Annotated in this window: 25 protein-coding genes, 1 tRNA gene and 1 other RNA gene; 16 read left to right on the top strand and 11 right to left on the bottom strand. The window is 61.8% G+C overall.

The genetic code is table 11. The features are described 5' to 3' along the window. Nucleotides 1-213 precede the first annotated feature (213 nt). On the top strand, nt 214-795 hold the full coding sequence (locus E1B25_RS18090; RefSeq protein WP_245510762.1) for a hypothetical protein: 582 nt from the start codon (nt 214-216) through the stop codon (nt 793-795). Nucleotides 796-920: 125 nt separating this feature from the next. On the opposite strand, the gene E1B25_RS18085 is transcribed toward E1B25_RS18090, so the two are convergent. The 4 genes from E1B25_RS18085 to E1B25_RS18070 all read right to left on the bottom strand — a co-directional run bounded on the left by E1B25_RS18085 (nt 921) and on the right by E1B25_RS18070 (nt 3377). Beyond that, entirely contained in the window at nt 921-1388 is a 468-nt protein-coding gene (locus E1B25_RS18085) for an SspB family protein (protein WP_132831001.1), read from the bottom strand. Between the two features lie 271 nt (nt 1389-1659). Next, complete coding sequence (locus E1B25_RS18080) at nt 1660-2109, bottom strand: ester cyclase (protein WP_132831000.1); 450 nt, start codon at nt 2107-2109, stop codon at nt 1660-1662. A gap of 97 nt (nt 2110-2206) precedes the next feature. Continuing rightward, nucleotides 2207-2556, bottom strand: a transfer-messenger RNA (tmRNA) gene (gene ssrA / locus E1B25_RS18075). Between the two features lie 71 nt (nt 2557-2627). Then, nucleotides 2628-3377 (bottom strand): FadR/GntR family transcriptional regulator, encoded by a 750-nt coding sequence (locus E1B25_RS18070; RefSeq protein WP_245510761.1) that lies wholly within the window; start codon nt 3375-3377, stop codon nt 2628-2630. Between the two features lie 253 nt (nt 3378-3630). Here E1B25_RS18070 and acuI point away from each other — a divergent pair, with 253 nt between their 5' ends. The 11 genes from acuI (at nt 3631) to E1B25_RS18020 (ending at nt 15939) form a co-directional block, all read left to right on the top strand. Next, entirely contained in the window at nt 3631-4626 is a 996-nt protein-coding gene (acuI, locus tag E1B25_RS18065) for an acryloyl-CoA reductase (protein ID WP_132830999.1), read from the top strand. Between the two features lie 222 nt (nt 4627-4848). Next, nucleotides 4849-5265 (top strand): universal stress protein, encoded by a 417-nt coding sequence (locus E1B25_RS18060; RefSeq protein ID WP_132830998.1) that lies wholly within the window; start codon nt 4849-4851, stop codon nt 5263-5265. 39 nt (nt 5266-5304) lie between these two features. Then, entirely contained in the window at nt 5305-6945 is a 1641-nt protein-coding gene (locus tag E1B25_RS18055) for a BCCT family transporter (protein WP_132830997.1), read from the top strand. Nucleotides 6946-7110: 165 nt separating this feature from the next. Continuing rightward, complete coding sequence (locus tag E1B25_RS18050) at nt 7111-8334, top strand: aminotransferase class V-fold PLP-dependent enzyme (RefSeq protein WP_132830996.1); 1224 nt, start codon at nt 7111-7113, stop codon at nt 8332-8334. Between the two features lie 58 nt (nt 8335-8392). Then, nucleotides 8393-9844: a cryptochrome/photolyase family protein gene (locus E1B25_RS18045; protein WP_132830995.1), complete on the top strand. Its 1452-nt coding sequence runs from the start codon at nt 8393-8395 to the stop codon at nt 9842-9844. A 172-nt stretch (nt 9845-10016) separates the two neighbouring features. Further along, the gene (locus E1B25_RS22215; RefSeq protein ID WP_165937669.1) at nt 10017-10157 is read left to right on the top strand and encodes a hypothetical protein; all 141 of its coding nucleotides are present in this window, start codon (nt 10017-10019) and stop codon (nt 10155-10157) included. A gap of 110 nt (nt 10158-10267) precedes the next feature. Then, nucleotides 10268-10708: a TrgA family protein gene (locus E1B25_RS18040; RefSeq protein WP_132830994.1), complete on the top strand. Its 441-nt coding sequence runs from the start codon at nt 10268-10270 to the stop codon at nt 10706-10708. Nucleotides 10709-10736: 28 nt separating this feature from the next. Then, nucleotides 10737-11852 (top strand): NUDIX domain-containing protein, encoded by a 1116-nt coding sequence (locus tag E1B25_RS18035; RefSeq protein ID WP_132830993.1) that lies wholly within the window; start codon nt 10737-10739, stop codon nt 11850-11852. Between the two features lie 160 nt (nt 11853-12012). Then, entirely contained in the window at nt 12013-13050 is a 1038-nt protein-coding gene (locus E1B25_RS18030) for a cysteine synthase A (protein WP_132830992.1), read from the top strand. After that, nucleotides 13050-15572: a DUF3772 domain-containing protein gene (locus tag E1B25_RS18025; protein ID WP_132830991.1), complete on the top strand. Its 2523-nt coding sequence runs from the start codon at nt 13050-13052 to the stop codon at nt 15570-15572. Before E1B25_RS18030 ends, E1B25_RS18025 begins: the two co-directional genes overlap by 1 nt. A 277-nt stretch (nt 15573-15849) precedes the next feature. Then, a tRNA-Ser gene (locus tag E1B25_RS18020) sits at nt 15850-15939 on the top strand. Between the two features lie 358 nt (nt 15940-16297). Here E1B25_RS18020 and E1B25_RS18015 read toward each other — a convergent pair. The 3 genes from E1B25_RS18015 to E1B25_RS18005 form a co-directional block, all read right to left on the bottom strand. Next, the gene (locus tag E1B25_RS18015; RefSeq protein WP_132830990.1) at nt 16298-16510 is read right to left on the bottom strand and encodes a hypothetical protein; all 213 of its coding nucleotides are present in this window, start codon (nt 16508-16510) and stop codon (nt 16298-16300) included. Between the two features lie 95 nt (nt 16511-16605). Next, nucleotides 16606-17109 carry a helix-turn-helix domain-containing protein gene (locus E1B25_RS22755; protein WP_132830989.1) on the bottom strand — a complete coding sequence of 168 codons (504 nt, stop codon included), beginning with the start codon at nt 17107-17109 and terminating at the stop codon, nt 16606-16608. A 366-nt stretch (nt 17110-17475) separates the two neighbouring features. After that, nucleotides 17476-18816: a dicarboxylate/amino acid:cation symporter gene (locus tag E1B25_RS18005; RefSeq protein ID WP_165937667.1), complete on the bottom strand. Its 1341-nt coding sequence runs from the start codon at nt 18814-18816 to the stop codon at nt 17476-17478. 186 nt (nt 18817-19002) lie between these two features. Between E1B25_RS18005 and E1B25_RS22210 the strand changes: the two genes are divergently transcribed. Further along, the gene (locus tag E1B25_RS22210) at nt 19003-19173 is read left to right on the top strand and encodes a hypothetical protein (protein WP_165937666.1); all 171 of its coding nucleotides are present in this window, start codon (nt 19003-19005) and stop codon (nt 19171-19173) included. A 253-nt stretch (nt 19174-19426) separates the two neighbouring features. Here the strand turns inward: E1B25_RS22210 and E1B25_RS18000 are convergent, their stop codons facing one another. Together E1B25_RS18000 and E1B25_RS17995 are read right to left on the bottom strand one after the other, a co-directional pair. Beyond that, nucleotides 19427-20248, bottom strand: coding sequence for a C40 family peptidase (locus E1B25_RS18000; RefSeq protein WP_132830987.1), 822 nt, complete (start codon nt 20246-20248; stop codon nt 19427-19429). A 181-nt stretch (nt 20249-20429) separates the two neighbouring features. Further along, nucleotides 20430-20972: a hypothetical protein gene (locus E1B25_RS17995; RefSeq protein ID WP_132830986.1), complete on the bottom strand. Its 543-nt coding sequence runs from the start codon at nt 20970-20972 to the stop codon at nt 20430-20432. A gap of 397 nt (nt 20973-21369) precedes the next feature. On the opposite strand from E1B25_RS17995, the gene E1B25_RS17990 reads away from it, so the two are divergent. Then, nucleotides 21370-22044: a hypothetical protein gene (locus tag E1B25_RS17990; protein ID WP_132830985.1), complete on the top strand. Its 675-nt coding sequence runs from the start codon at nt 21370-21372 to the stop codon at nt 22042-22044. A 110-nt stretch (nt 22045-22154) separates the two neighbouring features. On the opposite strand, the gene E1B25_RS17985 is transcribed toward E1B25_RS17990, so the two are convergent. Together E1B25_RS17985 and E1B25_RS17980 are read right to left on the bottom strand one after the other, a co-directional pair. Next, nucleotides 22155-22406, bottom strand: a complete 252-nt coding sequence (locus tag E1B25_RS17985; RefSeq protein WP_132830984.1) for a zf-HC2 domain-containing protein — start codon at nt 22404-22406, stop codon at nt 22155-22157. 108 nt (nt 22407-22514) lie between these two features. After that, the gene (locus E1B25_RS17980) at nt 22515-23114 is read right to left on the bottom strand and encodes an RNA polymerase sigma factor (protein ID WP_132830983.1); all 600 of its coding nucleotides are present in this window, start codon (nt 23112-23114) and stop codon (nt 22515-22517) included. A gap of 396 nt (nt 23115-23510) precedes the next feature. Here E1B25_RS17980 and E1B25_RS17975 point away from each other — a divergent pair, with 396 nt between their 5' ends. Both E1B25_RS17975 and E1B25_RS17970 read left to right on the top strand, forming a co-directional pair. Beyond that, entirely contained in the window at nt 23511-23819 is a 309-nt protein-coding gene (locus E1B25_RS17975) for a hypothetical protein (RefSeq protein ID WP_132830982.1), read from the top strand. A gap of 385 nt (nt 23820-24204) precedes the next feature. After that, the gene (locus E1B25_RS17970; RefSeq protein WP_132830981.1) at nt 24205-25080 is read left to right on the top strand and encodes an endonuclease NucS domain-containing protein; all 876 of its coding nucleotides are present in this window, start codon (nt 24205-24207) and stop codon (nt 25078-25080) included. Nucleotides 25081-25715 lie beyond the last annotated feature (635 nt).

Below are 25715 nucleotides of genomic sequence, written 5' to 3'. Positions count from 1 at the left end.
CGGCGCGGGGGCGCAATCGGCCAGTTGTGCGCAGTTTAAGGTCTTCTTTCGCGAAGGTATAGCCGCGGCGCGGTGGCAATTTGGCGCGCGGCCCCGACTGGGCGATTGTCTTGTCCTTCCCACGTTGTAGGATGAGCGCAGAGTAAGATGAGATTGACGCGGCAGCCCGAACCGGACGCCGCCAGCAATGTCAGAGTGAAAGGATCCGCAGATATGGTCGTCAAAACGGTATCTCTCGCAGGGTGGCAGCGCTTCGCTCTGATCGTTGCCCCTGTTGTCGCGATCTTTTTTTCGCTGTTCGTGGCGGTGTCACCGGCGCGCGCCAACGGGTTGGTAGAGCCATTCATCGGGGATTATGTCGGCGCGGCCGAGATCGTCGGCGCGGATGGCGAGCGGATTCAGCGCGACATGAACGTAAGCATTCGCTCCGCCAAGAAGGGGTTTACCGTCGACTGGACATCGACCACGCGCAAGCCTGACGGGCGGTTCAAGGCGAAATCCTACTCCATCACCTTCCTGCAGACCGATCGCGCGGGGATCTATAGCGCCGGCATGCGGCAGAACGTGTTTGGACATTCGGTGCCGCTTGACCCGATCAAGGGCGAACCCTTTGTCTGGGGCCGGATCCGGGGGGATACGTTGACGATCTTCTCGCTGTTCGTGGATGAGAACGGCGACTACGAGATGCAGCAATTCGACCGGACGCTGGCCGATGGCGGGTTGATTTTGAAGTTCAGCGACCTGCGCAATGGCGAAACGCTGCGCTCGGTCGAGACCTTTCTGGAGCGGCGGTAAAGCCTGCGGGGACTGGGGGCCAGACTCAGCCCTGTCTGCCAGCCCTCATCAGCCGCCGCTTGGAGGCTCGCCGATCAGGCGATCACGCGAGCGGGGCGCACAGGGCCCGCGCGTGGAAAACCGGTCTATTTGCGGAAACTGTCGAGCGAGACCACATCGGCGGCGGAGCGATCCTCATCCGGCTGCGGGGTGGGATCTTCGGGTGTTTCGGCGCTGGACTCGTCGTCGTCATCCTCGTCTTCGGCGGCTTCAAAGCGCAGGCCGAATTCGACAGAGGGATCAACAAAGGTCTTGATCGCGTCATAGGGGACATAGATCGGTTCGGGCGAGTCGCCGAAATTCAGCGTGATCGAGAATCCCTCGTCGGTGACGTCGAGATTGTCGTACCAGTGCTGCATCACCACCGTCATTTCCTCGGGATAGCGCTGCGACAACCACTCCGCGATCTGCACGTCGGGATGGGTGGTATCGAAGGTGATGAAGAAATGATGCGCACCGGGCAGGCCGTGGTCCTGCACGTCCTTCAAAACGGTGCGGATCAGCCCCCGCATCGCTTGGTGCATCAGATTTCCATATTCAATGTCACGCGACATCACAGCACTCCAAGACAAGATGCCCCAGCATAGGGGATTCTGTGGGAAACAAAAGAGGGGGAAACACCATGCGCGACGTCACAGAGCCCGCCATGGCGTTCCAACCCCGGTCAGGACGAGACGGGGAAGGCCGACGCCGCGTTTCGCGCCATGCCGTCACCTTGCGGTCAGCGCGACAGCGGGCCGCGTGTCCGGGGCGGGCCCCGCAGGGTCAACCGCGCCTCTGATCGGGTGTCCCTGTTGCCGGGACGCGTGTCGTCGTGGATTCGGTTCACGACCAGTCGAGCTTGTGTCCGGTCAGGCAAATGGTCAGCGCATCCGGCGGAAGCAGGCCAAGTTGTTCAAAGAAAGACATGAAATCCAGCAGGTTATAGGCCTCGACCATCTTGTCGCCCTCGAATCGCAGGAACACCTGGCCCGGCACCTGAATCGGGGCGCCATTGTCGGCGCGTGTGCTGTCGAATTGCATCATCACGGCCAGCCAGTCGCCCTGTTCCACGCAGTGCTGGATCGTCGGCTCGATCGGGCCAACATGAAAACGCACGACGGTCACCAACTCGCGAAAATCAGCCGGGCCCATCTGCATATGCGGAACGACGCCGGCGGTCAGGGTCGAGGTTTTCAGGAAGTCGTCGATCGCGTCCAGATTGCCCTTGCGCCAGACTTCATCACACCATCGTTCGAATAGCTCGGTCTTGGTCAATAGTTCGGTTTTCGTCATTGAAATACTCCCATCACGGGGAGCATGACGCGGGTTTCTCACCAAACTCTAAACACGGGCGGTTTTGTTTGGGGGAAGTAACATTTGGGGGGAGTAAAGTGCAGGCTTCTGTTGCCAGGTGCCTGCGAACCCCGCCTTACGCTGCTAGGCGCAAGGGCTTAATTTTCGGTCAAGTTACTGCTTACGCAGCAACCGCAACCGGAGCACGATTGTCATTTGCAATTGTACTTTCTTCGCCGATAACGGTGGCAGACAGCCGAGACAAAGCTAACCCCTTTAGGCGTTCGTCGATCCTATTTCGGCCCCATGATCCCCAAATGAAGGATTTTTGGTGGAGCCGCCGGGTACCGCCCCCGGGTCCGATCCGATTATTACGAGCGCGTTTATGTCCGTAGTCCCCAAGGGGACAAATTGAATATAGGGCGGGTGCGATCCGATTTGAAGAGGAAATCGCACAGCGCGGTAAATCGGGGGGGGCTAGGTTGGCAGACGGGGCAGGCGGCAGGTTCAGGGCCAGCTCAGCCGTGCTTTTGGGCCCGTTCGGCCATGACGTTGCGCGCAAGGCCCTGTGTATAGGCCTCCAGATCGGTCAATGCGGCCTCGGCGGCGGCGCTGTCGCGAGCTTCGATCGCATCGGCGATGCGCCGGTGCAGGCTGACGATTTCCTCTCGCGAGCGGGCGGTAAAGGTGATCATGTTCATCAGCGGCTGCATTGCCTCGACCGCGCCGGCAAGCTGGTAGGACAGCACCGGGTTGCCAGCCCCATCGACCAGCGCCCGGTGAAACGCCACGTCAGAGGCGCAGAACCCCGTATCGTTCAAGTCCGGCTGGCTCTGGCGAAAGATCTCGGCCCGCATGGCGGCCAGATGCTCGGCGCTGCGACGGGCAGCAGACAGCGGCGTACAGGCGCGTTCCAGCGCATAGCGCGCCTCGCAGGCGGTGTCGAAACGGATCGCATTCATGCTGAGCAGCAGGGTCGAGGTGGTGATCTGTTGGCGATGGGCCTCCTCATAGCTCAGCCGATTGACGAAGGCGCCGCCGGTGGCGCCGCGCTGGGTGCGGATCAGGCTTTGCGCCGCCAACCGCTTCAACGCCTCGCGCACCGTGGGGCGCGAGACGCGGAATCGCTCGGCCAGATCTGATTCCGAAGGCAGCCGGTCATCCACGATCAGATCGCCGGTGATGATCGCGTCGCGGATCGCGGCCGCGATCTGGGACGAGAGGTCGCGGTCGGGATCAATGTCGTATTTCACGGGATCATGCGTCACGGGGCAGGCGTCCTTTTCGCGCGGGGTCGTCCGGTGCTTCAATTGTCATACAAATAAATGTTTGACAATTGAAGCGCTGCGAAGAAATGTACCGGCGAAACTGCGCATGTCCAGTGCAACTGGGCGGTGCCGGGGCATGAGGGGGAGCATGCGCAAGGGAGGGGTTTTGCCCCGCACGTCGGTGGTGCTCCCCCAAGGAGAATCGAGGCCAGAACAGGACATCTGGCGATAGGGTGGATGAGAGGAAGAAACGATGTTTAATGCGCTTGTCGTGAACAAGGATGAAGAAAGCGGCAAGACCAGCGCCGCGGTGGAGCGGATCTCGGTCGGGGATCTGCCCGATGGCGAGGTTCTGGTCGCGGTCGACTATTCCACCGTCAATTACAAGGACGGGCTGTGTATCGGGCCGGGGGCCGGGTTGGTGCGCAAATACCCGCATGTGCCGGGGATCGATTTTGCCGGTACCGTCGAGGCATCGCAGGACGCCCGTTACAAGCCGGGCGACAAGGTGGTTCTGACTGGCTGGCGCGTGGGCGAGGCGCATTGGGGCGGCTACGCGCAAAAGGCGCGGGTGCTGGCCGATTGGTTAGTGCCACTGCCTGCCGGGCTGGACACCCGCGCAGCGATGGCTGTTGGCACCGCCGGGTTGACCGCGATGCTGGCAGTGATGGCGCTGCAGGAGCACGGGCTGACACCGGATCAGGGGCCGGTGCTGGTGACCGGCGCGGCGGGCGGCGTGGGCTCGGTTGCCGTCGCTATCCTCGCGCATCTGGGCTACGAGGTCGCCGCGGTGACGGGGCGGCCCGAGACCGAAGCCTACCTGCGCGGGCTGGGTGCCAGTCAGATCGTACCGCGCGAAGACCTGACCGAGGTGACCCGCAAGCCGCTGGAGAGCGAGCTATGGGCTAGCTGTGTTGATGCGGTGGCGGGCGCGATGCTGGGCCGGGTGCTCAAACAGATGAAATACGGCGGCTCCGTCGCCGCGATCGGGCTGGCGGGGGGCGCCGCGATCGAGGGGGCGTTGATCACCCCCTTTATCCTGCGGGGCGTGAACCTGTTGGGGATCGATTCCGTAATGCAGCCCTATGACAACCGCCTGCGCGCCTGGGAGCGGGTCGCGCGCGATCTGCCGATGGCGAAATTGGAGGCGATGGTGCAGCCTGCCACGCTGTCCGATCTGCCCGCGTTGGGGGCCGATATCCTCAAGGGCAAGGTCAAGGGCCGGGTCGTGGTCGATGTGAACGCCTGACCCACATCCCTGTGGCAATGACAGACGCCGTGGCCGAAGGGTCGCGGCGTCTTTGCATTTTGCCTTTGTCTAGGGGTACGGTGAGGCGATGGGCCTGCGACATTCTGTCAGGTGCGTCGACGAAACCTTTTCCGCGTGGTCGGTTCGAGCCTGTTGCTATTGTTCTGCTCTGCTCCGTTTGGCACGCGCGAAACAACAAGAACGACAAGAAGGGGCAAATTCGTGTTTTCCAAAATCATGACGCCGGTCGATCTGGCCCATCTGGACGGTTTGCGCCGTGCGCTGGACTGCGCCGCAGATCTGGCCTGTCACTATGGGGCCGATCTGGTCTATGTCGGGGTGACAGCGAAAACGCCGGGGGCCTTGGGGCACAATCCGGCGGAATATGCCGCGCGGCTGCAGGCGTTTGCCGCCGAACAGGCCGAGGCGCACGGTATCGTCGCCAGCGCGCATGCCATGGCCAGCCATGATCCTTCCATTGATCTGGACGATACGCTGTTCAAGGCGATTGATGAGACCGGGGCCGATCTGGTGGTGATGGCCAGCCACATTCCGAAGCTGACCGATTATCTCTGGCCGTCGAATGGCGGCAAACTGGCGGCCCATGCCAAGGTTTCGGTCATGGTGGTGCGCGGCTGAGCCGCATGAGAGACGTTTATTGACTACGGGAGGTTCCCCATGACTGACGAGACGACGAACCAAGGCATCCCCGAGCCAGAGGGGCACGCGGGGGTTATCGACACCGATTACGAGATCGGACAGGACAATATCGAAACCCAGATCGGCCCGTTCGGGATGGATATTCACAACCCTGTCTTTCTGATCTCGGGGCTGTCGATCGTCGCCTTCGTATTCTATGCGCTGGCGCTGCCAGAGCAGGCGAGCGCGATCTTTGGCTGGCTCCGGCCTTGGCTGACCAGCACCTTCGACTGGTTCTTTCTGGGCGCGGCGAACATCTTTGTGCTGTTCTGCCTGTTCCTGATTGTCAGCCCTTGGGGCCGGGTGCGGCTGGGCGGAGCCGAGGCGACGCCGGATTACACCTATGTCGGCTGGTTCGCGATGCTGTTCGCCGCCGGCATGGGCATCGGGCTGATGTTCTTTGGCGTGCTTGAGCCGGTCTATCACACGGCGATCTCGGAACCTCTTGGGGTGCCGTCGCCCTTTGCCGAGGATGGCAGCCTCATCGCCGCCAATGTCGCCGCGGCCAAGACCATGGGACTGGCCGCCACGATCTATCACTGGGGGCTGCACCCTTGGGCGATCTATGCGGTGGTGGCACTGGCGCTGGCGCTGTTCAGCTTCAACAAGGGGCTGCCGCTGACCATCCGCTCGGCCTTTTACCCGATCCTGGGCGAACGCGTCTGGGGCTGGTGGGGCCATGTCATCGACACGCTGGCGGTGTTCGCCACGCTGTTCGGGCTGGCCACCTCGCTCGGGTTCGGGGCGCAGCAGGCCAATGCCGGGCTGACCCACGTGTTCGGCATCCCGATGGGGATCTCGACGCAGGTGGTCCTGATCACGGTCATCACCGCGATTGCGCTGATCTCGGTGCTGCGCGGGCTGGATGGCGGGGTCAAGGTTCTGTCCGAAATCAACATGGGGCTGGCGGCGCTGTTGCTGGTCTTTGTGCTGATCGCCGGGCCGACGCTGTTGATCCTGACGGATTTCCTGTCCGGGCTGGGCGCCTATGCCAAGGAGCTGATCCCGCTGTCGAACCCGATCGGGCGCAGCGATACCGGCTATGTTCATGGCTGGACCACGTTTTACTGGGCCTGGTGGATTTCCTGGTCACCCTTTGTCGGCATGTTCATCGCGCGTGTCAGCCGGGGCCGCACCGTGCGCGAATTCATCATCTGTGTGCTGATCATTCCCAGCCTTGTTTGCGTGCTGTGGATGGCGGTGTTCGGTGGGGTTGCGATTGATCAGGTGCTGAGCAGCCCTGAAACCAGCGCGGTCAAGGCGCAGGTGATCGACAGCTATAACCCGCCGCTGTCGCTGTTCGCGATGCTGGAGGGGCTGCCTCTGGCCAAGATCACCTCGGTGATCGCAATCGTTCTGGTGATCGTGTTCTTTGTCACCTCGTCGGATTCCGGCTCGCTGGTGATCGACACCATCACCGCAGGCGGCAAGGTTGATGCGCCGGTGCCGCAGCGGGTGTTTTGGTGTGTGTTCGAGGGCGCCGTGGCAATCGTGTTGTTGATAGGTGGTGGTCTAGGCAGCCTTCAGGCGATGGTGATCTCGACCGGGTTGCCGTTCACCGTCGTGCTGCTGGCGATGTGCTGGGCGATCTGGCGCGGGCTGCAGTCCGAGCATCGCTGAGCACGGGGCACATACAGACCAAGTGTCGCCCGGCGCGACAAAAAATCCGGCCCCGGGGTGGTTGCGCCCCGGGGCCTTATGCATTTGAGTGCGGGTAATCGAATGCAAACAAACGAGTGCAGACAATCGGCGGCAGCACTTGCGCCAAAACGGACGGAGGGCTCGATGGAGCTGGATATTGATTTCGTGCGGGCACAGTTCCCCGCCTTTCGCGAACCTGCGCTGCAAGGTCAGGCGTTTTTCGAAAATGCCGGTGGGTCCTATACCTGCAAGCCGGTGATCGACCGGCTGACCCGCTATTACACCCAGCGCAAGGTGCAGCCCTATGCCCCCTATGAGGCGAGCCAGCTGGCCGGGGCCGAGATGGACGAAGCCCGCGCGCGCATGGCCGCGATCCTCGGGGTGGACAGTGATGAGCTGAGCTTTGGCCCCTCGACCACGCAGAACACCTATGTTCTGGCGCAGGCGTTCCGGCAATGGATGAAGCCGGGCGAGGCGATCGTGGTGACCAATCAGGACCACGAGGCCAACTCTGGCCCTTGGCGGCGGCTGGCCGATGAGGGGATCGAGGTGCGCGAATGGCAGATCGACCCGGTGACCGGACACCTGAACCCCGAGGATCTGGAGGCGCTGCTGGACGAGAACGTGCGCCTAGTCTGTTTCCCGCATTGCTCCAACGTGGTGGGAGAGATCAACCCGGTGACCGAGATCACCGCGATGGCCCATGCCGCCGGTGCCTTTGTCTGTGTCGATGGGGTGTCCTATGCGCCGCATGGGTTTCCCGATGTGGGGGCGTTGGGGCCGGATATCTATCTGTTCTCGGCCTACAAGACCTTTGGCCCGCATCAGGGGATGATGGTGATCCGTCGCCCACTGGGCGAACTGTTGCCGAACCAGGCGCATTATTTCAACGCCGACACGCTGTATAAGCGCTTTACCCCGGCGGGGCCGGATCATGCCCAGATCGCCGCCAGCGCCGGGATGGCGGATTACTATGACGCGCTGTGCGAGCATCATGGCGGCCCGGCCACGGGGGCGACCGCGCGGGCGGGTTTTGTCAACGGCTTGATCCGGCGGCACGAGGCGGCGCTGTTGCAGCCACTGCTGGACGCGGTCAAGGATCGCAACGATCTGCGCCTGATCGGCCCATCGGAGGCCAATGGGCGCGCGCCCACCGTGGCGCTGGCGCTGAACGGCGCGGCGGAACCGGTGGCGGCGGCGCTGGCACAACACGGCGTCATGGCCGGTGGCGGTGATTTCTATGCGGTTCGGGCGCTGGGCGCGCTGGGGGTGGATGTCGGGCAGGGGGTGCTGCGGCTGAGCTTCACCCACTACACCAGCCGCGCCGAGATCGACCAGTTGCTCGGCGCACTCGACAAGGTTTTGTGACGGGCGCTTGCGGCGGCCTATATACCCCCCTGTGACTGGTCGGAACGGGGGATAGGACATGATGCGCAGTGACGACAGACCTGTGATCTTGTGGCTGCGGCGCGATCTGCGTCTGACGGATCACCCGGCGCTGACAGCGGCCTGCGCCGGTGGCCGCCCGGTGATCCCCGTGTTCATTCTGGATGATCAGGTCGCGGCGCTGGGCGCGGCGGCGCAATGGCGGCTGGGGCAGGGGCTGGAGGTCTTTGCCCGCACGCTTGCGGATCGGGGCAGCCGGTTGATCCTGCGGCGGGGGCCCGCGCAGGAGGTTCTACAGGCGCTGATCGCCGAGAGTGGTGCCGGCGCGGTGCATTGGACCCGGGCCTATGATCCGATCTCGCGGGAGCGGGACGGTGCAATCAAGAGCGCGCTCAAGGCGCAGGGGATCGACGCGCGCTCTTTTCCCGGGTCCTTGTTGTTCGAGCCATGGACAGTGCAAACCGGGACCGGCGGGCCTTATCGCGTCTTTACCCCGATGTGGAAAACGGTGCGCGGCCGCGATGTGGCGCCGCCACTCCCCGCGCCCGGACGCATTTGTGCACCTGAAGCATGGCCGGTGAGCGATCGGTTGCAGGACTGGGCGCTGGGCACGGCGATGCGGCGGGGCGCGGCGGTTTTGGCCGCCCATAGCGCGCCTGGCGAGGCGGCGGCGCAGGATCGGTTGGCGCGGTTCATAGACGAGGGGATCGCCCGCTATGAGCAGCGGCGCGATATCCCGGGGGTCGAGGGCACTTCGGGCCTGTCGGAGTATCTGGCGCTGGGCGAGATCGCGCCGCAGCGCTGCTGGCACGCGGCCTTTGCCGCCCGTGAGAGGGGCGGTGCGGGGGCCGAGACCTTTTTCAAGGAATTGGTCTGGCGCGAATTCGCCTATCACCTGATGTATCACAGCCCGCAAATCCTGACCGGGAACTGGCGGTCCGAGTGGGACGACTTTCCCTGGAACACTGACAGGAGCGATCCGCGCGTGATAGCCTGGACGCGCGGGCGGACCGGGATGCCCTTTGTCGATGCTGCGATGCGCGAGATGTATGTGACCGGCCGGATGCACAATCGCGGCCGGATGATCGTGGCCAGCTATCTGACCAAACATCTGATGACCCATTGGCGCATCGGCATGGATTGGTTTGCCGAGCATCTGACCGATTGGGATCCGGCGAGCAATGCCATGGGCTGGCAGTGGAGCGCCGGAAGTGGCCCCGATGCGACGCCCTATTTCCGGGTGTTCAATCCCGAAAGCCAGCTTGCGAAATTCGACCGAGATGGCAGCTATCGCCGCGCCTGGATCGCCGAGGGGCAGGTAAGCCCGCCTGATACAGCGCTCGATTACTTTCGGGCGATCCCGCTGTGCTGGGGCCTTGCACCCGGTGATCCGTATCCTGCCCCCATCGTCAGCGCGCAGGAAGGGCGACGCCTCGCGCTGGAAGCCTATCAGAACCGAAGCGTCGCGGGGGCCCACGACGGCAAGACATGACTTGCCCATAGGCGAAACCCGGCCTAACCTTTTGATTCAACTGGTGCGCAACCTGCAGGGATCCCGACGCGGATCATAGGGTAAAGGTTGACACCGAAATGCGCCGTCCTGTGGAGAAGTAACGTGACGCCGGAGAAGTGACGTTCAAGTGACTGATAAGAAGTGAAGATACATGAACTTCCATCTGAAACGCAAAGAACAGGCCCTTGCGCGCCGCAGCGTGGTCGAAGCAGGTTTCGGAGGTTGTCCCGCCCCTGTCCTTTCTCCTTTTGTGAAATCCGATCTTCGGAAAAGTAAAGACTTAACAGTATGATAAAGACTGTTCATGATGTTGTGCGCGATTTGTTGATCTGCCGGGCGTGCCAAGGCGGTGCTCCCGACACCCTGCCACACCCCGCACACCCTGCTTAGGAGAGCCCGCCGATGCCCACTGCCGCCCGACTCGTCGCCGCTTGCTGCCTTGCGCTACTGGCGTTCACGGTGTCCTATCAGATCATGGCACGCATGCCTGAGAGCACGAATTTCGGCATTTTCGTGCCTTTGAACATCGGATTGGGTGTGGTCTGTGGCTGGGTGGTGATGGGGCGAAACCGCAAGAGCAGCTTTCCCGGGGCGATGAACAACGGGATCGCGGGGGTCGCTGTTCTGGTTTTTTGGGGGCTTGTCGTACAGGGTGGGTACGAGATGTTTCGCCAAGCGATGAACCATCGCTATCATGGTCCTTTGGACGCCCTCTACGGGATCATCGAGTTGTCAGCCGAATATGCGCAGGTTCTGCTTGCGCCCGGGATCATCGTGACGTTGGTGGTCGGTGCAATCCTGTCGGGATTCGTGACCGGATACGCCAGTAAGACGTGGCGATAAATATCTGACATATAAGGTGATTCTAGATTTGGCTGATCTGTTCTTCTATGGCACATTGCGGCATCTGCCGCTGTTGGGGATCGTGCTGGGGTGTCGCCCTGACCGGCTGAACGCCCGCGCGGCGGAGTTGCCGGGCCATGCCGTGCATTGGGCCAAGGGCGAGATTTTTCCGATGATTGTCCCGGCTGATGGGGCCGCCGCGCCGGGGCTGCTGGTGAGCGGGCTCACCGAGCAAGATATCGGGCGGCTGTCGTTTTACGAGGGCGGCTTTGGCTATCGGCGAGAAGTTGTACAGGTTTCGCTCCAAAATGGGGAGTATGGCGCGGGCGAGGTGTTCTTTCCCGATCCCGGCCTGTGGGAGATTGGCGCGCCTTGGGTGTTGGAGGACTGGGCGGCGCGCTGGGGCGCGATTTCCTGCCGGGCAGCGCAGGAGGTGATGGCCTATCACGGACGTCTGAGCGCCGAAGAGATCGCCGCGCGGTTCCCCTCGATCCGGCGGCGGGCGGCGTCTTGGGTGGCCGCGCAAGCGCGTCCGGCGGACCCTGATCGCGATGTCGACCGCGATGTCGTCCTCAGGACCCATGCGTTCACCCATATGAATTTCCACGGGATTGAAGAGGCCGACCTGCAGTTCCGCCGCTATGACGGCGAGATGAGCCCGGTGCTGAACCGCAGCGCGCTGATGGTCGGCGAGGCCGCGGTCGTGCTGCCCTATGATCCGGTGCGCGATGTGGTGTTGCTGGTCGAGCAGTTCCGCGCGCCGGTCTATCTGAGCGGTGATCGCGCGCCTTGGGTCTGGGAACCGGTGGCGGGGCTGGTCGATCCGGGCGAAACGCCCGACAGCACTGCGCTGCGCGAGGCCGAGGAAGAGGCAGGGCTGACGCTCGCCCGGTTGGAAAAGGCGGGCGAGGCCTATTCCAGCACCGGCGCTTCGGGCGAGTATGTGCATCTTTATGTCGGGATTGCCGATCTGACGCGAGTCGCTGAGATCGGAGGGCTGGATTCCGAGGGTGAGGATATCCGCAGCGCGGTTTTGAGTTTCGACGCGCTGATGGAGGGGGTCGACACCCATCGCTATCGTGACATGCCCTTGATTGTCACGGCGCTGTGGCTGGCGCGGCACCGCGACAGGCTGCGAGGGTAGGCCGGGCGTTTCGCGATCCTGCCCGCCGATGCAATGGTGTCGGCGCGGGCGTTTCCGGGGCGGAACAGCGTTCCGCATTTCATGCACCGGCTTTGCCCGCGCTTGAGGTTGCTCCGGGGCGGCGCTACATCGATATTGAACCAGTTTATGGAGAGACAGGATGGGCATCGCACGGGATCTGGCCGAGGCCATTGGAAACACGCCGCTGATCCGGCTGCGCAAGGCGAGCGAAGAGACCGGCTGTGAGATTCTCGGCAAGGCCGAATTCCTGAATCCGGGCCAGTCGGTCAAGGATCGCGCGGCGCTTTATATCATCCGCGACGCGGTGGCGCGGGGCGCGTTGAAGCCGGGCGGCACCATTGTCGAAGGCACTGCGGGCAATACCGGCATCGGGCTGGCGCTGGTCGGGGCATCGATGGGGTTCAAGACGGTGATCGTGATCCCCGAGACCCAAAGTCAGGAAAAGAAGGACATGCTGCGGCTGGCCGGGGCCGAATTGGTGCAGGTGCCCGCCGCGCCCTATCGCAACCCGAATAATTTCGTGCGCTATTCCGAGCGGCTGGCCAAGGAATTGGCCCGGACCGAACCCAATGGCGCGATCTGGGCCAATCAATTCGACAATGTGGCCAACAAGCAGGCCCACGTGGAAACCACCGGCCCCGAGATCTGGGAGCAGACCGGCGGCAAGGTCGACGGGTTCATCTGCGCGGTGGGCTCCGGCGGGACGCTGGCGGGGGTGGCCGAGGCGTTGCAGCCCAAGGGCGTGAAGATCGGGCTTGCCGATCCGTTGGGCGCAGCGCTGTATTCCTATTACACCAGCGGAGATTTGACGGTCAGCGATGGCGGCTCCATCGCCGAGGGGATCGGGCAGGTGCGGATCACTGAGAACCTCAAGGGGTTCAAGCCCGATCATGCTTATCTGGTGCCGGACGCGGAGGCACTGCCGTATATCTTTGACCTGTTGCATGACGAGGGGTTGGTGTTGGGCGGATCTTCGGGGATCAATGTGGCCGGTGCGGTGCGCATGGCCAAAGAGATGGGGCCGGGGCATACCATCGTGACGGTGCTGTGCGATTATGGCTCGCGCTACCAGTCCAAGTTGTTCAACCCCGACTTTCTGAAAGAGAAAAACCTGCCCGTGCCTGATTGGATGACCGCCGCGCCGGCGAGCATCCCGGGCGTGTTCGAAGACCTGTGATGGCGGGCTGGCGGGCAGGGCACCCGCGCCGGGTGTCAGGGCGGATCGCAGGGGCGGTCACGGGGCCCGTCACGGGGCCTGTCACAGCGCTGCTGCTGGCGGTTTTGCTGGCGTTGCCCGGTGCCGGGGCGCTGGCGCAAGGGACTGTGGCGCAGGGGACTGCGGAACAGGAAACGGTGGCCGCCGCCGACTCCCCGCAGGCCCCCGCCGTTGAAAAGACGCTTACTGCGCCGCTCAATCAGGATCCCTATTACACCGCCTGGTTGGAGACGGCGCAGCGGGCCGAGGACGCGATTGACGCCAACCGGGCCTCGAACGCGGCGCTGGAGGAATTGCGCGCGCAGTTGGTGACCTACCGCCAGACCTTTCTGGACTCGCGCGATCACAATTCGTCGCGGATCGGGACGCTGAAATCGCAACTTTCCGCGTTGGGAGAGGCCCCCGCTGACGGGGTGGCGGAACCGGCGGATATCGCTGCCCTGCGTGACCGATTGACCGTGCAGTTGCGCGATCTGCAAGTGCCCGCCGTGGTGGCGCAGGAGGCCTATAGCCGTGCTGACGGGCTGATTTCCGAGCTGGACCGGATCGTCCGCGAGCGGCAGACCCGGCAGTTGTTGTCGCGGGGCGAGACCCCTTTGAACCCGGCCGGCTGGACCACGGCGTTACGGGATCTGACGGTTCTGCTGCGCGACATCAGCAACGAAACAGTGAGCAGTTGGCGCGCGGCACGCGATCTGAACCGGTTGCGCGACAACGCGCCGCTGATCTTGCTGTTCACCATCGCGGGGCTGATCCTGCTGGCGCGCGGTCGGACCTGGGCCGAGCGGGCCGGCGGCTATCTGCGCGGCCTGGGCAGGCGCGGGACCGGCGTGTGGCGCTTTATCGTGTCGCTGGGGCGGATCGGGATGCCGCTGGTCGGACTGTACCTGATCACGCGGGCGGTGAACGCCTCTGAGGCGATCGGGCTGCGCGGCACCTTGTTCCTGAACGAACTGCCGCTCTGGGGGATGATCATCCTTGGGTTCCTGTGGCTGGGCGACCGGCTGTATTCCAAACGGGATCAGGATGCGCAGATCCCGCTCCCCGCGTCGGCGCGGGCGGCGGCACGGCGCAATCTGCTCTATGTGGCGCTGCTGCTGGTGCTGTACCGCACCATTGCCTTGATCGAGACGGTGCAGACCATCAGCGAAGCCTCGCGCGCGGTGCTGGTCTTTCCGGTCATTCTGGCGGCGTCCGTGGTGTTGATGCGGCTGCGTCGGATCATCCTGATCGAGGATCCGGACTCCGAGGCGATGCCCGCTGGCATGCGCCGGATGGCGCCGGCGCTGCGGGGGCTGTCGCTGGTGGTGGCCGGGGCCGCGCCGCTGCTGGCGGCGGCCGGGTATCAGATATTGGCTGAGGCAATTGTCTTTCCCGCGATGTTGACGCTTGCGGTGCTTTGCGTGGTGCTGGTGCTGCAGCGCTTTGTGTCCGACGTCTATGCTTGGATCTCGGGGGTGGGAGAGGCGGTCGAGGTTTCGATCGTGCCGGTGCTGGCGGGCTTTGCCCTGTCGGTGCTGGCATTGCCGGTGCTGGCGCTGATCTGGGGCGCGCGGGTGGCCGACATGACCGAGCTTTGGGCGCGATTCCTGGCTGGGTTCAACGTCGGCGATACCAATATCTCGCCGACAGATTTCCTGACTTTTGCTGCGATCTTTGGCATCGGGTATGCTGCCACGCGGGCGTTTCAGGGCGCGCTGTCGAGCAGCCTTTTGCCGCGCACCGGTCTGGATGCGGGCGGGCAGAACGCGGTGGTTAGCGGCACCGGCTATGTCGGTATCCTGCTTTCGGCGTTGGTGGCGATCACCTCTGCCGGGATTGATCTCAGTTCGCTGGCCATCGTGGCGGGGGCGCTGTCGGTCGGGATCGGCTTTGGTTTGCAGAACATCGTGTCGAATTTCGTTTCGGGCATCATCCTGCTGATCGAGCGGCCGATTTCCGAGGGCGACTGGATCGAGGTCAACGGGCAGATGGGCTATGTGCGCGACATTTCGGTGCGCTCGACCCGGATCGAGACCTTTGATCGGACCGATGTGATCGTCCCCAACGCCGATCTGGTGAGCGGGATGGTCACCAACTATACCCGTGGCAACACTGTGGGCCGGGCGATCGTGCCGGTGGGCGTGGCCTATGGCACCGATACGCGCAGGGTTGAAACGATCCTGCGCGAGATCGCCAATGCGCACCCGATGGTTCTGGCCAATCCGGCTCCGAATGTTGTGTTCCGCGGGTTCGGGGCAGATTCGCTGGATTTCGAGATCCGGGCGATTCTGCGCGACGTGAACTGGATGCTGTCGGTGAAATCCGACATGAACCACGAGATTGCCAAACGGTTTGCCGAGGCGGGGATCGAGATCCCGTTCGCACAGCGCGACATCTGGTTGCGCAACCCCGAGGTGCTGCGCCCGGGCGACAAGGGTCCGGTGGATACGGGCAACGGCGCCCCGGGCGCCCCTCGCCAAGACCACGACGTGGATGGCTGAGACCTGACAGCTGTTTGTCTGTAAGCGCGCCCCTGTCTCCCGCAGGCAGGGGTGCGGGTCCGGTAAGGGCATCGGCGTGGAGTGGCCTGCCGTGGCCGTGGGAGGCTGCGCCTGAAACCTTCTGACATCAAGGTGCGGTTAGGTGGCCAGGCCGGATCCCTGCGATGAGGCGGGATCAGAAAAATAGCCCCCAAATTCACCGGGTCTGCGATTAGTGCAAGAATAGGTGAATTCCGGCTTGCATCGGTGGCTATGATCCTGCACATAACCGCCGCATGGACAGTTGGCCGAGTGGTCGAAGGCGCACGCCTGGAAAGTGTGTAGGCGGGAGACCGTCTCGAGGGTTCGAATCCCTCACTGTCCGCCATTACCCTCTGAAATCATTTTGAAATTTGGCGAAAGCCTGCCTGCACCCGCCAAAATACCTGCCAACTATTTTGCGCTTGGGGGCGCAAGGTGCATGGGGCGAACGGTAGGTTGAGGCATGTACTTCATGCCTAAATTTCTGAATTGCGGATGCGCGCGGATGCCGGGGCAGTCGGTTCCGCCGTTATGAAGGTGTCAGAAATGGCACCCGCCCCCCCCCAAACCAAGGGTTTGTCGATATTCGGTTGAAGCAAGGACGGCGAACCAATGGCCTAGTAGGTTTTGTCCGGTCGTTAGCCGTCCACTCGTCAGCGCGCTCAGCGCCGCCGTTGCGCCTTGGCTATGGGTTCGCGGCCTTCTCAAACATCTCTGCCGCCATCAAATAAGGGTTTGTTGGCTTGTTCCCGAACGGCCTTTTTCATCTTGACGGCCAAGCGGTCCAACTCGGACTTGAGCGCGCTTATGTCATGGTCAATCTGGCTGTCAGTAGAACAGGCCGAGTGCAGCGGTTCGCGCTCGACAACAACTCGGGCACCATGAAGATCGATCTCGAACCCAAAATTCTTTGACATACTATCCCTTTCATTGGTCACCGCACATAGCATCGCGAGGAACCAACGCACGTCAAACGAAAAGGGGTCGGAAAGCAATATGTGGTATTGGAATTTCAGGTTTTCTCAGGTCGTCTCTGTTCTACCCGCCAGCGCGCCCAGCGTCGCCGCTGCGCCTCGGCTATGCGGTCCCGGCCTTCGCGGGTCTTGGGGCCGGTCGAAAGCCCGCCGTGAAATCTGCACCGCGTCTTGCCCGGTAGCGCCTTTGCCCGGCATGGCGTTCCCTTTCGCGTCCGCGCGCCGCACCGCCAGTTTGTTCGCGTTGTGACTGCCGGTAAATCCGTTTGGACTAAGCCCCCATCCCGCGCGCGTGTTATAGACGCAAAAAACCCCGAGAACCGGGGGCCAGGATAGGTTCCGCGCCTCGATTGCCCGGCCAAGCCCAGCGCCCGCAATATCCGGTCGGGGGCGTATCCGCGAAGGTCAACCGTTGCCTTGCGTTCCCAATATCGGATGGTGTGAGGATGCACCCTGGCCAGAGCAGCGAGGGTTGTCCGCGATAGTCCGCGCAGCCTGCGAAGGTCTTGGAGTTCTGCGCCAGCCAAAGTTCCATGCCTCATGGCTACGAATGAACCCACGCCCGTGGTCGTGTTGGATGAATGGCCGCTCTAGCTCGATGCTGCAGATGCGATGCTGCTCCGCCGCAAGTCGGGAAACCGCCCAACGTGTCAAAGTACACGAACGGCCCAATGCAAGCATTCAACGCAACATCAATATGGTGCGCTGCGGCTCGTTATCGTGGCAGTCGCGCTTCATGAAGCACTCGGCCACCTCAATCGTCGGGTCGCCGACACCTTTACCGACAACTTTAACGGTCATGAATCCGGCAGTCGCATGGCCTGATCGCCCAACAGCTTCAGAGCGCGTGGACAGGAGTAATAGCTCTTCGATAGGCCGACGGATCAAGCCTTCTTCGCAACCTGACGTCACGCGGATTGGGCGGGATCACGTCCGACCGAGCGCAACAGCACCGCAGCCACCAGATCACCTGTGACGTTGACCGCCGTCCGGCACATGTCGAGCAACCGGTCAACGCCGAGAATGATCACCATGCCCGCGACGGGAATGCCCATGTTTGTGGCGACGCTGACCAGAATGGCGATGCTGACCCCCGGCGTGCCGGGCGCGCCAATGCTGGAGGCGACAAGCGTGCCGACAACCACAGCGATCTGAACCGAAGTCAGCTCCACAGCAGCGAGCTGCGCAAGAAACAGAATGGCCACCGCCTGATACAAGGCGGTTCCGGCCATGTTCATCGTCGCCCCCAATGGCACGACCAGATTGGCAATGTTCTCGGGCACGCCAAGCTCTCGCGCCGATTGGATTGTCACCGGCATCACCGCCGACGAGCTTGATGTCGAGAAGGCCAGCAACAGGTTGCTACCGGCCGCTTGCACGAAGCGCAGTGGCGTGATCCGGGCAAAGAGGATCGCGATCAGAAGGTAAAGGCACAACAGCACCGCAAGCCCCAGCAGCACGGTTCCGACATACCCCGAAATGCCGATCATGGTCTCAAATCCCATCCGCATCACAAGCTGCGCCATCAGGCCAAAAACCGCGAAAGGCGCGAGAAACATGGCCCATTTCACGATGTTCATCGAGATCGACAGCAACGCGTCCATCAAGGCCAAAAAGGGCTGCGCGCGACCGGGCTGAAGCTGCGTGACCGAGACGCCAACCAGCAGGGCCAGAACAACAATAGCCAACATATCACCCTGCACGATCGAGGCCGTGGGGTTCGTCGGAAGAATCTGGACGATCATATCCGGCACAGATACTTGGGGGGCCGGTGCCGGCAAATCGGGTATGTCACCGGTCTGGGACGGCAAGCTTGGCGCGGAAGGCCCCTGCGAAAACCCGGCGAGCCCCACGCCGGGCCGCAGCCACTGAGCAAGCGCCACACCGATTGTTGCGGCCACTGTCGTGGTCGCAAGGATGAAAGCGGCAAGCCGCAGTCCAACCGAGCGTAATTCGTCGCCAGACCCGGCCCCGGAAAGCCCTTTAACAATTGAAGAAAAGATCAGCGGCACCAGCACCATGGCGATCAAGGCCAAGAATATGCGCCCCGGCAGCGCTAACCAATGCCCGACAACCTCGGCTGTTTCGGGGAGGATAAGTCCGGCGGACTCGCTCAGCAGCAAGCCAAGGCCAAATCCCAGGACCATTCCAAGCATGACCTGCGCCCAAAGCCGGGATGTTATCCAGACCCGGAGTTTGAAACGCTGCTGCGAGATCCGCATCGTGGTGTCTTGTGTATCGGCTGCCATGGTTGGGCCTTCTCGTGATCGCGTGGCGGGGCACGGCCAGCATGTCCTGCTGTGAGCGTTCCGTCGTATATGGCTGGCAAACAAGAAGCTCCAGCATAGTCTCGCTCGGACGGCGGAGGCAGATAAAGCTGGGAGTTGGCAATAGTTCATCTTTGAGGCCAAACTGTAAGCCATCTCACGCGAAGGATGTCAGTCAAGGTCAGCCCTGAGTTGACGCTCAGGCGGTCCTTCCTGATGCTGCGGCGCGGCCCGTCGAACCCGGCGTTCGCTGCGGCTGCGCAAAACACGCGCTATGAACGGCGGCTGGCACATGGCCATCCGCAAGCGCGCCGCAGCCTCACCGAAATTCGATTGTAATGCATCGCGATGCGTCGTCTTCAAAGGATGGTCGCTTTGCGGAACAAACGTTTCATTAGCATGATCCCAAAGTCTCTGGCCGGTGTGCGTTGGGGCAAGCCTGACAGATTGACCGATCCGAAGATCAATCCCCGGCGCGACAACACACGCTCGAGGTCCCGGTGGTATTTTGAGCGAGATGTTGGGCTGGTGGCCACTCCGCCGGCCAGCGGACGCAACTGTGCGTCATCCGTTCTGGGCGGTGATCCGCGCGCTACGCCGCTGATACGCCCATCTGCTCGGGTTCTGGCGCATGGTCGGCGGACCATTCCAGCAGATGTGGATCGAAACCTTCGGCCAGATGCGGCTTTATGATCTGGAAATACGGCGACAGATCAAAATCGCGTGGCGCGAACAGGGAGTGATGGCGGATGTGCAGGATTTCCCGCCGTGCAAACTTGGATCCGCTTCGCGCCTTCACCATTCGTGCATCAGGCAGGATCGGATACCGGACCGACTGAAACGCCCGTGCGATCAGTGACGAACAGATCGCCCGCGTCGGGTCGCCTGATCCGAAGGCCAGCATGCGCCTGCGCCAGCGCACCGGAACCGGCGGCGTCGGAAAAAAATAGCGCAACAGATCGAAGACGTTGCGCAGATCGTATTTCAGGCCAACGCGCACGGCCATGAAATCGGCCACGGCCCGGCATTCCTTGGGCGTCAGGCCGACGGGACGACAGATCCGTGTATTGAAGCGCGCGTATTTTGACAGCGGCGCCGATACGCAGCCTTCCCCCAGATTGACTTCGATCAGCCGGTGAGGTTCGGCGGCCCCCGGTGCTGCGGGCAGGCTGTCTCCTACATACATCGCGGCATGTGACCAGGTGGATTGGGTCAAATACTTGATGGCGTTGGAAATCCGCTCCTGCCCCTCGACCAGAAGAACGTCGCCGGGGCGCAGCGTGCGACACAGGGTATCGAAATCCGAGGGCGTGAAGGGCGTATAGCCGAGGCTCGGGCGGTTCAGGTAACCGGCCAGACGTCGACCGATCCCGTGCAGGAGAGAATCGCAGCGATTTCGTAGTGTGACGGGCATCGGGCACCTCCGTTGGGCAGGTCTTGGCCGTGTGAGGACGACTCCGGGCGCGGTGGAATGTTACACTTGGCGCGGTGCTTGGCCCAGCCTGATGCGCCGAGATCCCAAGAGTTCCGCCCATGAGCAGGGACAAGGGCAGGGGGGATGTGATGGGATCCCGGCGCGGCTGGCTCACTCCGGCCTAATTGGCCAGGTGGTCAGAAGTGAACACCATGTCGTCACCGGCCCCTTGGTGGCAGGCGATGCAGCCCTCGTCCATGCCCTTGGCCACCTGTCCGGCCATTGCCATGCCGTTGGGCGTCTCGTCCAGCGATCCATCAGGCAGGTATTTGACCCAGAACCAGTCCCCGTCCTCGGGATCATAGCCCGCCTCTCGACGGAACATGATGGTATAGGCGGCCAAATGGGTCTCCGGGTCGCGCAGAACCTCATCCTCGGTCACGCCGACAGGACCGAAGTTGCGCTTCACGATCAGGTCGCCCTCATGCCCGTTGATCGTGGCCGTGGTATAGAAGGTTTCCAGCATCATGCCATGGGGGTCGGTTCCCTCGTAAGGGGTGGTGCGGATCATGTCCGGCCCGGCCAATTTGCTCTCCTGCAAGTAGGCCCAGATCTGTGCGGCATAGCCCCTGTCCGCCTTTGAGCCAAAGGGCATATCCTGCGCGAGGCCGGCTGTGCCACCCAGCGACAGCACCAGTGCGGCGGAAATCAGTGAACGTTTCATTTGGTATCCTCCCGTTGTCTGCTTCAGGTGACATGCGAGGGCGCCGGGTGTTTCACCGCAGGTCTACACCATTTCGTGAGGATCGGGTCGCACCCGGAAACCGGATCAACTGCGCTCACATTTCCGGGATACCGGGGGCTTTCTCTTTACTTCCCATGAACTTGTCAGACACTTGTTGTGGAAAGGGAGTCTTCCATGACGCACTCTGCCCTGTGCCCGGGTCCGGTCGCGCTATCGCAATTTCGGCTGGCCGTGGCTGTGTCTTGCCTTGGCAATGTCGCCCGGGGCGCGGGGTCTTTCACCATCGTCGAACATAGGAGCGTCATCGTCATGGAGCGTCAAAGCCAGCCCAGCCGAGGGGCCATCGCCGCTGTCGGCCGTTTCCATTGGGGAAGGCATGGATGAGTTTCCCCAAGCCCCACAGGGGACCGCCACCGTCCGGGTCTTCCGGGTCGTCCTGCGCCTGATCCTTTTACTGATTCTGGCCTATGGCGCCCATCTGCTGATCGCTTGGTTTTCCGCACGCGCAGAGGACATCCATCCCGGCGCGCAGGTCAGCATGTTGGTCGCGCTGATGTTGATCTACGCGCTTCTGATCGCCGTTCCGTTCGTGCCGGGGATCGAGATCGGCCTGATGATACTCGCGGTCGAGGGGGCATGGATCGCCCCTTGGCTCTATCTGGCCACGATCGCCGGGCTGCTGTTCGCCTACGGGGCTGGCGAATGGGTGCCCTATGCGCGCCTGCACCGGATCCTGGCCGATCTGCACATGCGCCGCGCCTGCGCCTTGCTGGAACATGTCCACCCGCTCGACCGGGAGGAACGGGTCATGCTGCTGCGCGACAATGCGCCGAAATGGCTGCGCCCGCTGATTTCCCGCTATCGCTATCTCTTCGTGGCGGTTGTCATCAATCTGCCGGGCAATGCGGTGATCGGCGGCGGCGGCGGCATCCTGTTCCTGACCGGCCTTAGCCGTCTCTTCAAACCAGCCGCAGTGGCCCTGACCGTTGCGCTGGCAGTGATGCCGGTGCCCATGACCGTCTGGGTCTTCGGTATCGACATGCTCCCGTAATCAATGGCGCGCGCGCCCGTGCCCCTTTGCCTGCATCATGGTCGCCAGAACGAGCGTCGCAACAGGTCCGGCTGTGATCTGGTACATCGATGCATCCTGTCGCGGGGGCCTCAGCCGCTGTCTGGCTTTTCTTCGTAAAGCTGGGACAGGATTGCGCTGATGCGGTCCTCGTTGTCCTCGTCCTGCGCATCGGCTGCCGGCAGGCTCTCGGTCAGATCGCGGGTTGTCTGCATTTGGCCGATGAATCGGTGGCACCCTTTGCACATCGCAAGATGCAGGCGCATCTGGAGGGTTTGCCACGTGCCCAGCTCCCCGTCGATCAGGGCGCTGGCGCGGGTTGCAACGTCTTGGCAGCTCAACATCTGGCGGTGTCCTTTTCACGTGCCTCACACGAACAGGACAAACGGAACCGGGTCGCGTTACACCTGTCCGAGAAAGATTTCAGGTCCGGTGACATGCAAGGCCCCACGTCACATCAGCCCGTCGAGGGCAGTCCGAACCGCCAGACGTGCCCGGTGCAGCAGGACCCGCATGTTGCCCTCGCTGATGCCAAGGATGGCGCAGACGTCATCAGCGTCCAGCCCCTGTTGCGCGCGCAGAATGATCACGGACCGCTGGCCTGGTGGCAAGGCTTCGATGGCAGCATTCACATGCGCCATCACGCTCCGCCCCGCCAGAATGCGTTCGGGGGTCAGGGTCTCCCAAAGCTCGGGCATGTTTTTCCAGCGCCCCCGGCCATCAAAGGCGGCCGCCAGATTGTCGTCCTCGCCCGCGCCATCAAACGAGACGATGCGCCCCTCGCGCTTGGCGCGGCTTCGGGCCTTGTTGATCAGGATCGAGAAGATCCAGCTTGCCAGCGAAGACCGCCCTTCAAAGCCAGAAATGCTCTTTAGAACCGCAACCCAGGTTTCCTGGGCCACCTCTTCAGCCGTCGCGCGGTTCCGAACGACGCCGGTCGCGACACGGACCAGGGATGTATTGTGCCGGTGGTAAACCTGTTCGAATGCGGCTCTGTCGCCGGCCGCAAGTCGTTGAACAAGAGCCGCTTCTTTCGCCCCAGCAGTGGGCATCACAATCCCCCATATTGCCTTGCCTCACTTAGCAGAACAAACAGTGTGAAAGTCCAGAGATGAGAGCTTTCAGACAAGGGATCGTGAATACCTGTGTCTTGAGTTTGCCAGATCGGTGGAACAGGTTAAAAAAGTCGGTCGTTGCCTGACAGGTGTATTGGCAGGGCACTGACCCATCCGCAGCGATCGACACGAAAGTCTCATTGCCCGGTTCAAATAAAAACGCAGCACGATATCCCATCAGGTGCGGCTCCGTCGCACAAATCGGCTGATGTCCGAGGTTCGTCTTTCCTCGGACTGCCTCATCCCGCGGCTTCAGAGGCGGGTACGCAAGCCGATCGAGCCACCGGTGGCGATGATGCAGCCAAGGCGGCCACAGTTCTTGTCACCGAAGCAATGGACGAGGAGACTGGCGAAATCATTGCCGTGGCGAACGAAGGCGCTGTGGTCGCCACCGGCGCCATGGTCAACGATGGGGGCGCATCGACAGGCTGTGTTTCCGACCAGCCGAGTGTCGGTGACAGTGCCCTTGATGGGGATCTCGGGGTGGATCACATCGATATGCCGCCGAAGGACGTGGCCTTGAGTGCCCATGTCGCAGCGAGCGAGGCCGACGAACGGGATCGATATCGGCAGGCGGTGGCAACGACCTTCGCGGACTATGCGTTGCTGGACGACCAGAATGAACCGGGCGCATGGACCTAAGTGAACGTGTTTTCGCACCATCTCCCCTCCGCGCAGGCGGGGGGGAGTAAGTTCAGGGAGGAGTTGTTTTTCCTCCGAAACTGCGGGCTGTGGTGAGGTGACGGTAGGGTTGAACCAAAAAAATATGCAGTGACCAAGCTCCGTACTCGGAGGTAACGTAGCTGATGCAGGCGGGCGGCACCAAGCATCTTCCGTATGAAATCCTGAGCCAACAGACCACAATATCTGCAGCTCCAAGGAAACAATACACGTCATGAACTGACAGGATACGGAAAAAGTGATGTTTTCGGAAACCTAAGAAATGCTTGCTTACAGTCGTAGATTGACTCGACCAAAATCAGATGTATGAAATTTTAGCATTTGAAAAAAAGAGCAGGGCAATGGCATGGCGCATCGAAACTTCGAAAATAGTATCATAATCGAGGACGTTGAAGGCGGATTGCTCGTGCGTCAGGAAGATGAGGCATACATCGCTCGAAACTGGCGCCTTACTCAACCTGTCGAAAATTTGATTGAGGCCGCGCTCGCAAGTGGCCTTGGTTGCATGATCCGCGACGATCATCCACGTCGTAACTCCCGCTGGCCCAACACGAGGGGCGTCGTCTATCTCGCTTTTTCACCGACATCCGGTGGACAATGGTCCATGGCGATCGACTCTTTTCGCGCGAAAAGTGGGGAATTTGGACCTGCGGTATTCAACGGAAAGTATCACGAGCAGTTTGTTGCAGCCGACATTCCTTTCACTTTTGAAGGGCGAAACAAAACCGCGGGTCATCTCGTTGTTGCCCGAGATAATGTAATTCCTACACTTGAGGCGCTGTCCGGCTTCGATCACTCTGTTCTCACCCTCAATCGCAAAGCGCATGAGGGTGAAGGTTTCACGACAGAATATGTGATTCAGCGCCAGATACTCACAAACTGGGATCAGACGCCTTGGAGTGCGCGTTACGACGTTGTGCAGGATGAGTACCCGGTAGACGGAGGTCTAACTTCGCGGCGCATCGACATTCTCGCTCGCGACCGACTGAATGGTGACTGGCTCATCATAGAGTTGAAGCGGGCCGAAGCGAATGCTGCCGCCGTCCATCAGGTGGTCGACTACTTGCTCGCACTTGGCAGGCAGGACAAATTTGCACATGGTCAGCTCTACGGCGTTCTGGTGGCAGAACGGATTCCGCCTATCGTTCGGACGTTGGCCAAAGACGAAGCTATAGCCACCTACGAGGTCAGTTGGCCATTGAACGTAGTCCTCGCCGATTGAAGCCAGAAGCTTTGCCCAGACTACGCTCGCAGCATTCTAAAGTTGGCTTCAGAAACAGATGTGCCAGTCGTTCGCACCGCAGTGCCAGAAAATTTGGCTTGGAGCCGCCTTGCGGTGGTGCGGCACCGACATCGCTATCTTGGAGCACCGGGTTGGGGCCGGGTGCTGAGGGAGATGACAGTAGGCAGCCCGAAGTGGCCCCATGTCTCGAGACCAAATATCCTAAGAAGAACACGCAGGTCGGGCGGATTGTGTTGAAAAACTCCCATTCAGCACGTTGGCTCCAAATTTGGTAGAACAAAATTCTGATTGCACCCAGCGAAGCTGTCCAAAATTGGGTAAATCAGAATTTCAGGGAACGATCTTCTACTTTTCTGAAATTTGCAGATGCAGCAAAAAGTTTTTCAACAGAATCGGCGGATACCGGACGTTCGCTGCGCGGACGCATCGAGCGGGTAGCTTTACCGCCGTGGACATCAGATGCTGCATAGATTTTCGATCACTCGTAGCAATCAGTGTCAATCGGCATGCAATCCTGACCCCCTATCGGCGCCCAAAAATGACCCCTTTATTTTGCGCAGGGGTAGCTGGCCCGATGCGGTGTAGCCATCACACAGCGCAGCCGCGTCGGGCCA

Source organism: Antarcticimicrobium sediminis, from assembly GCF_004348975.1.
Taxonomy (GTDB): Bacteria; Pseudomonadota; Alphaproteobacteria; order Rhodobacterales; family Rhodobacteraceae; genus Antarcticimicrobium; species Antarcticimicrobium sediminis.
This window is presented reverse-complemented; position numbering and strand designations above follow the sequence as displayed.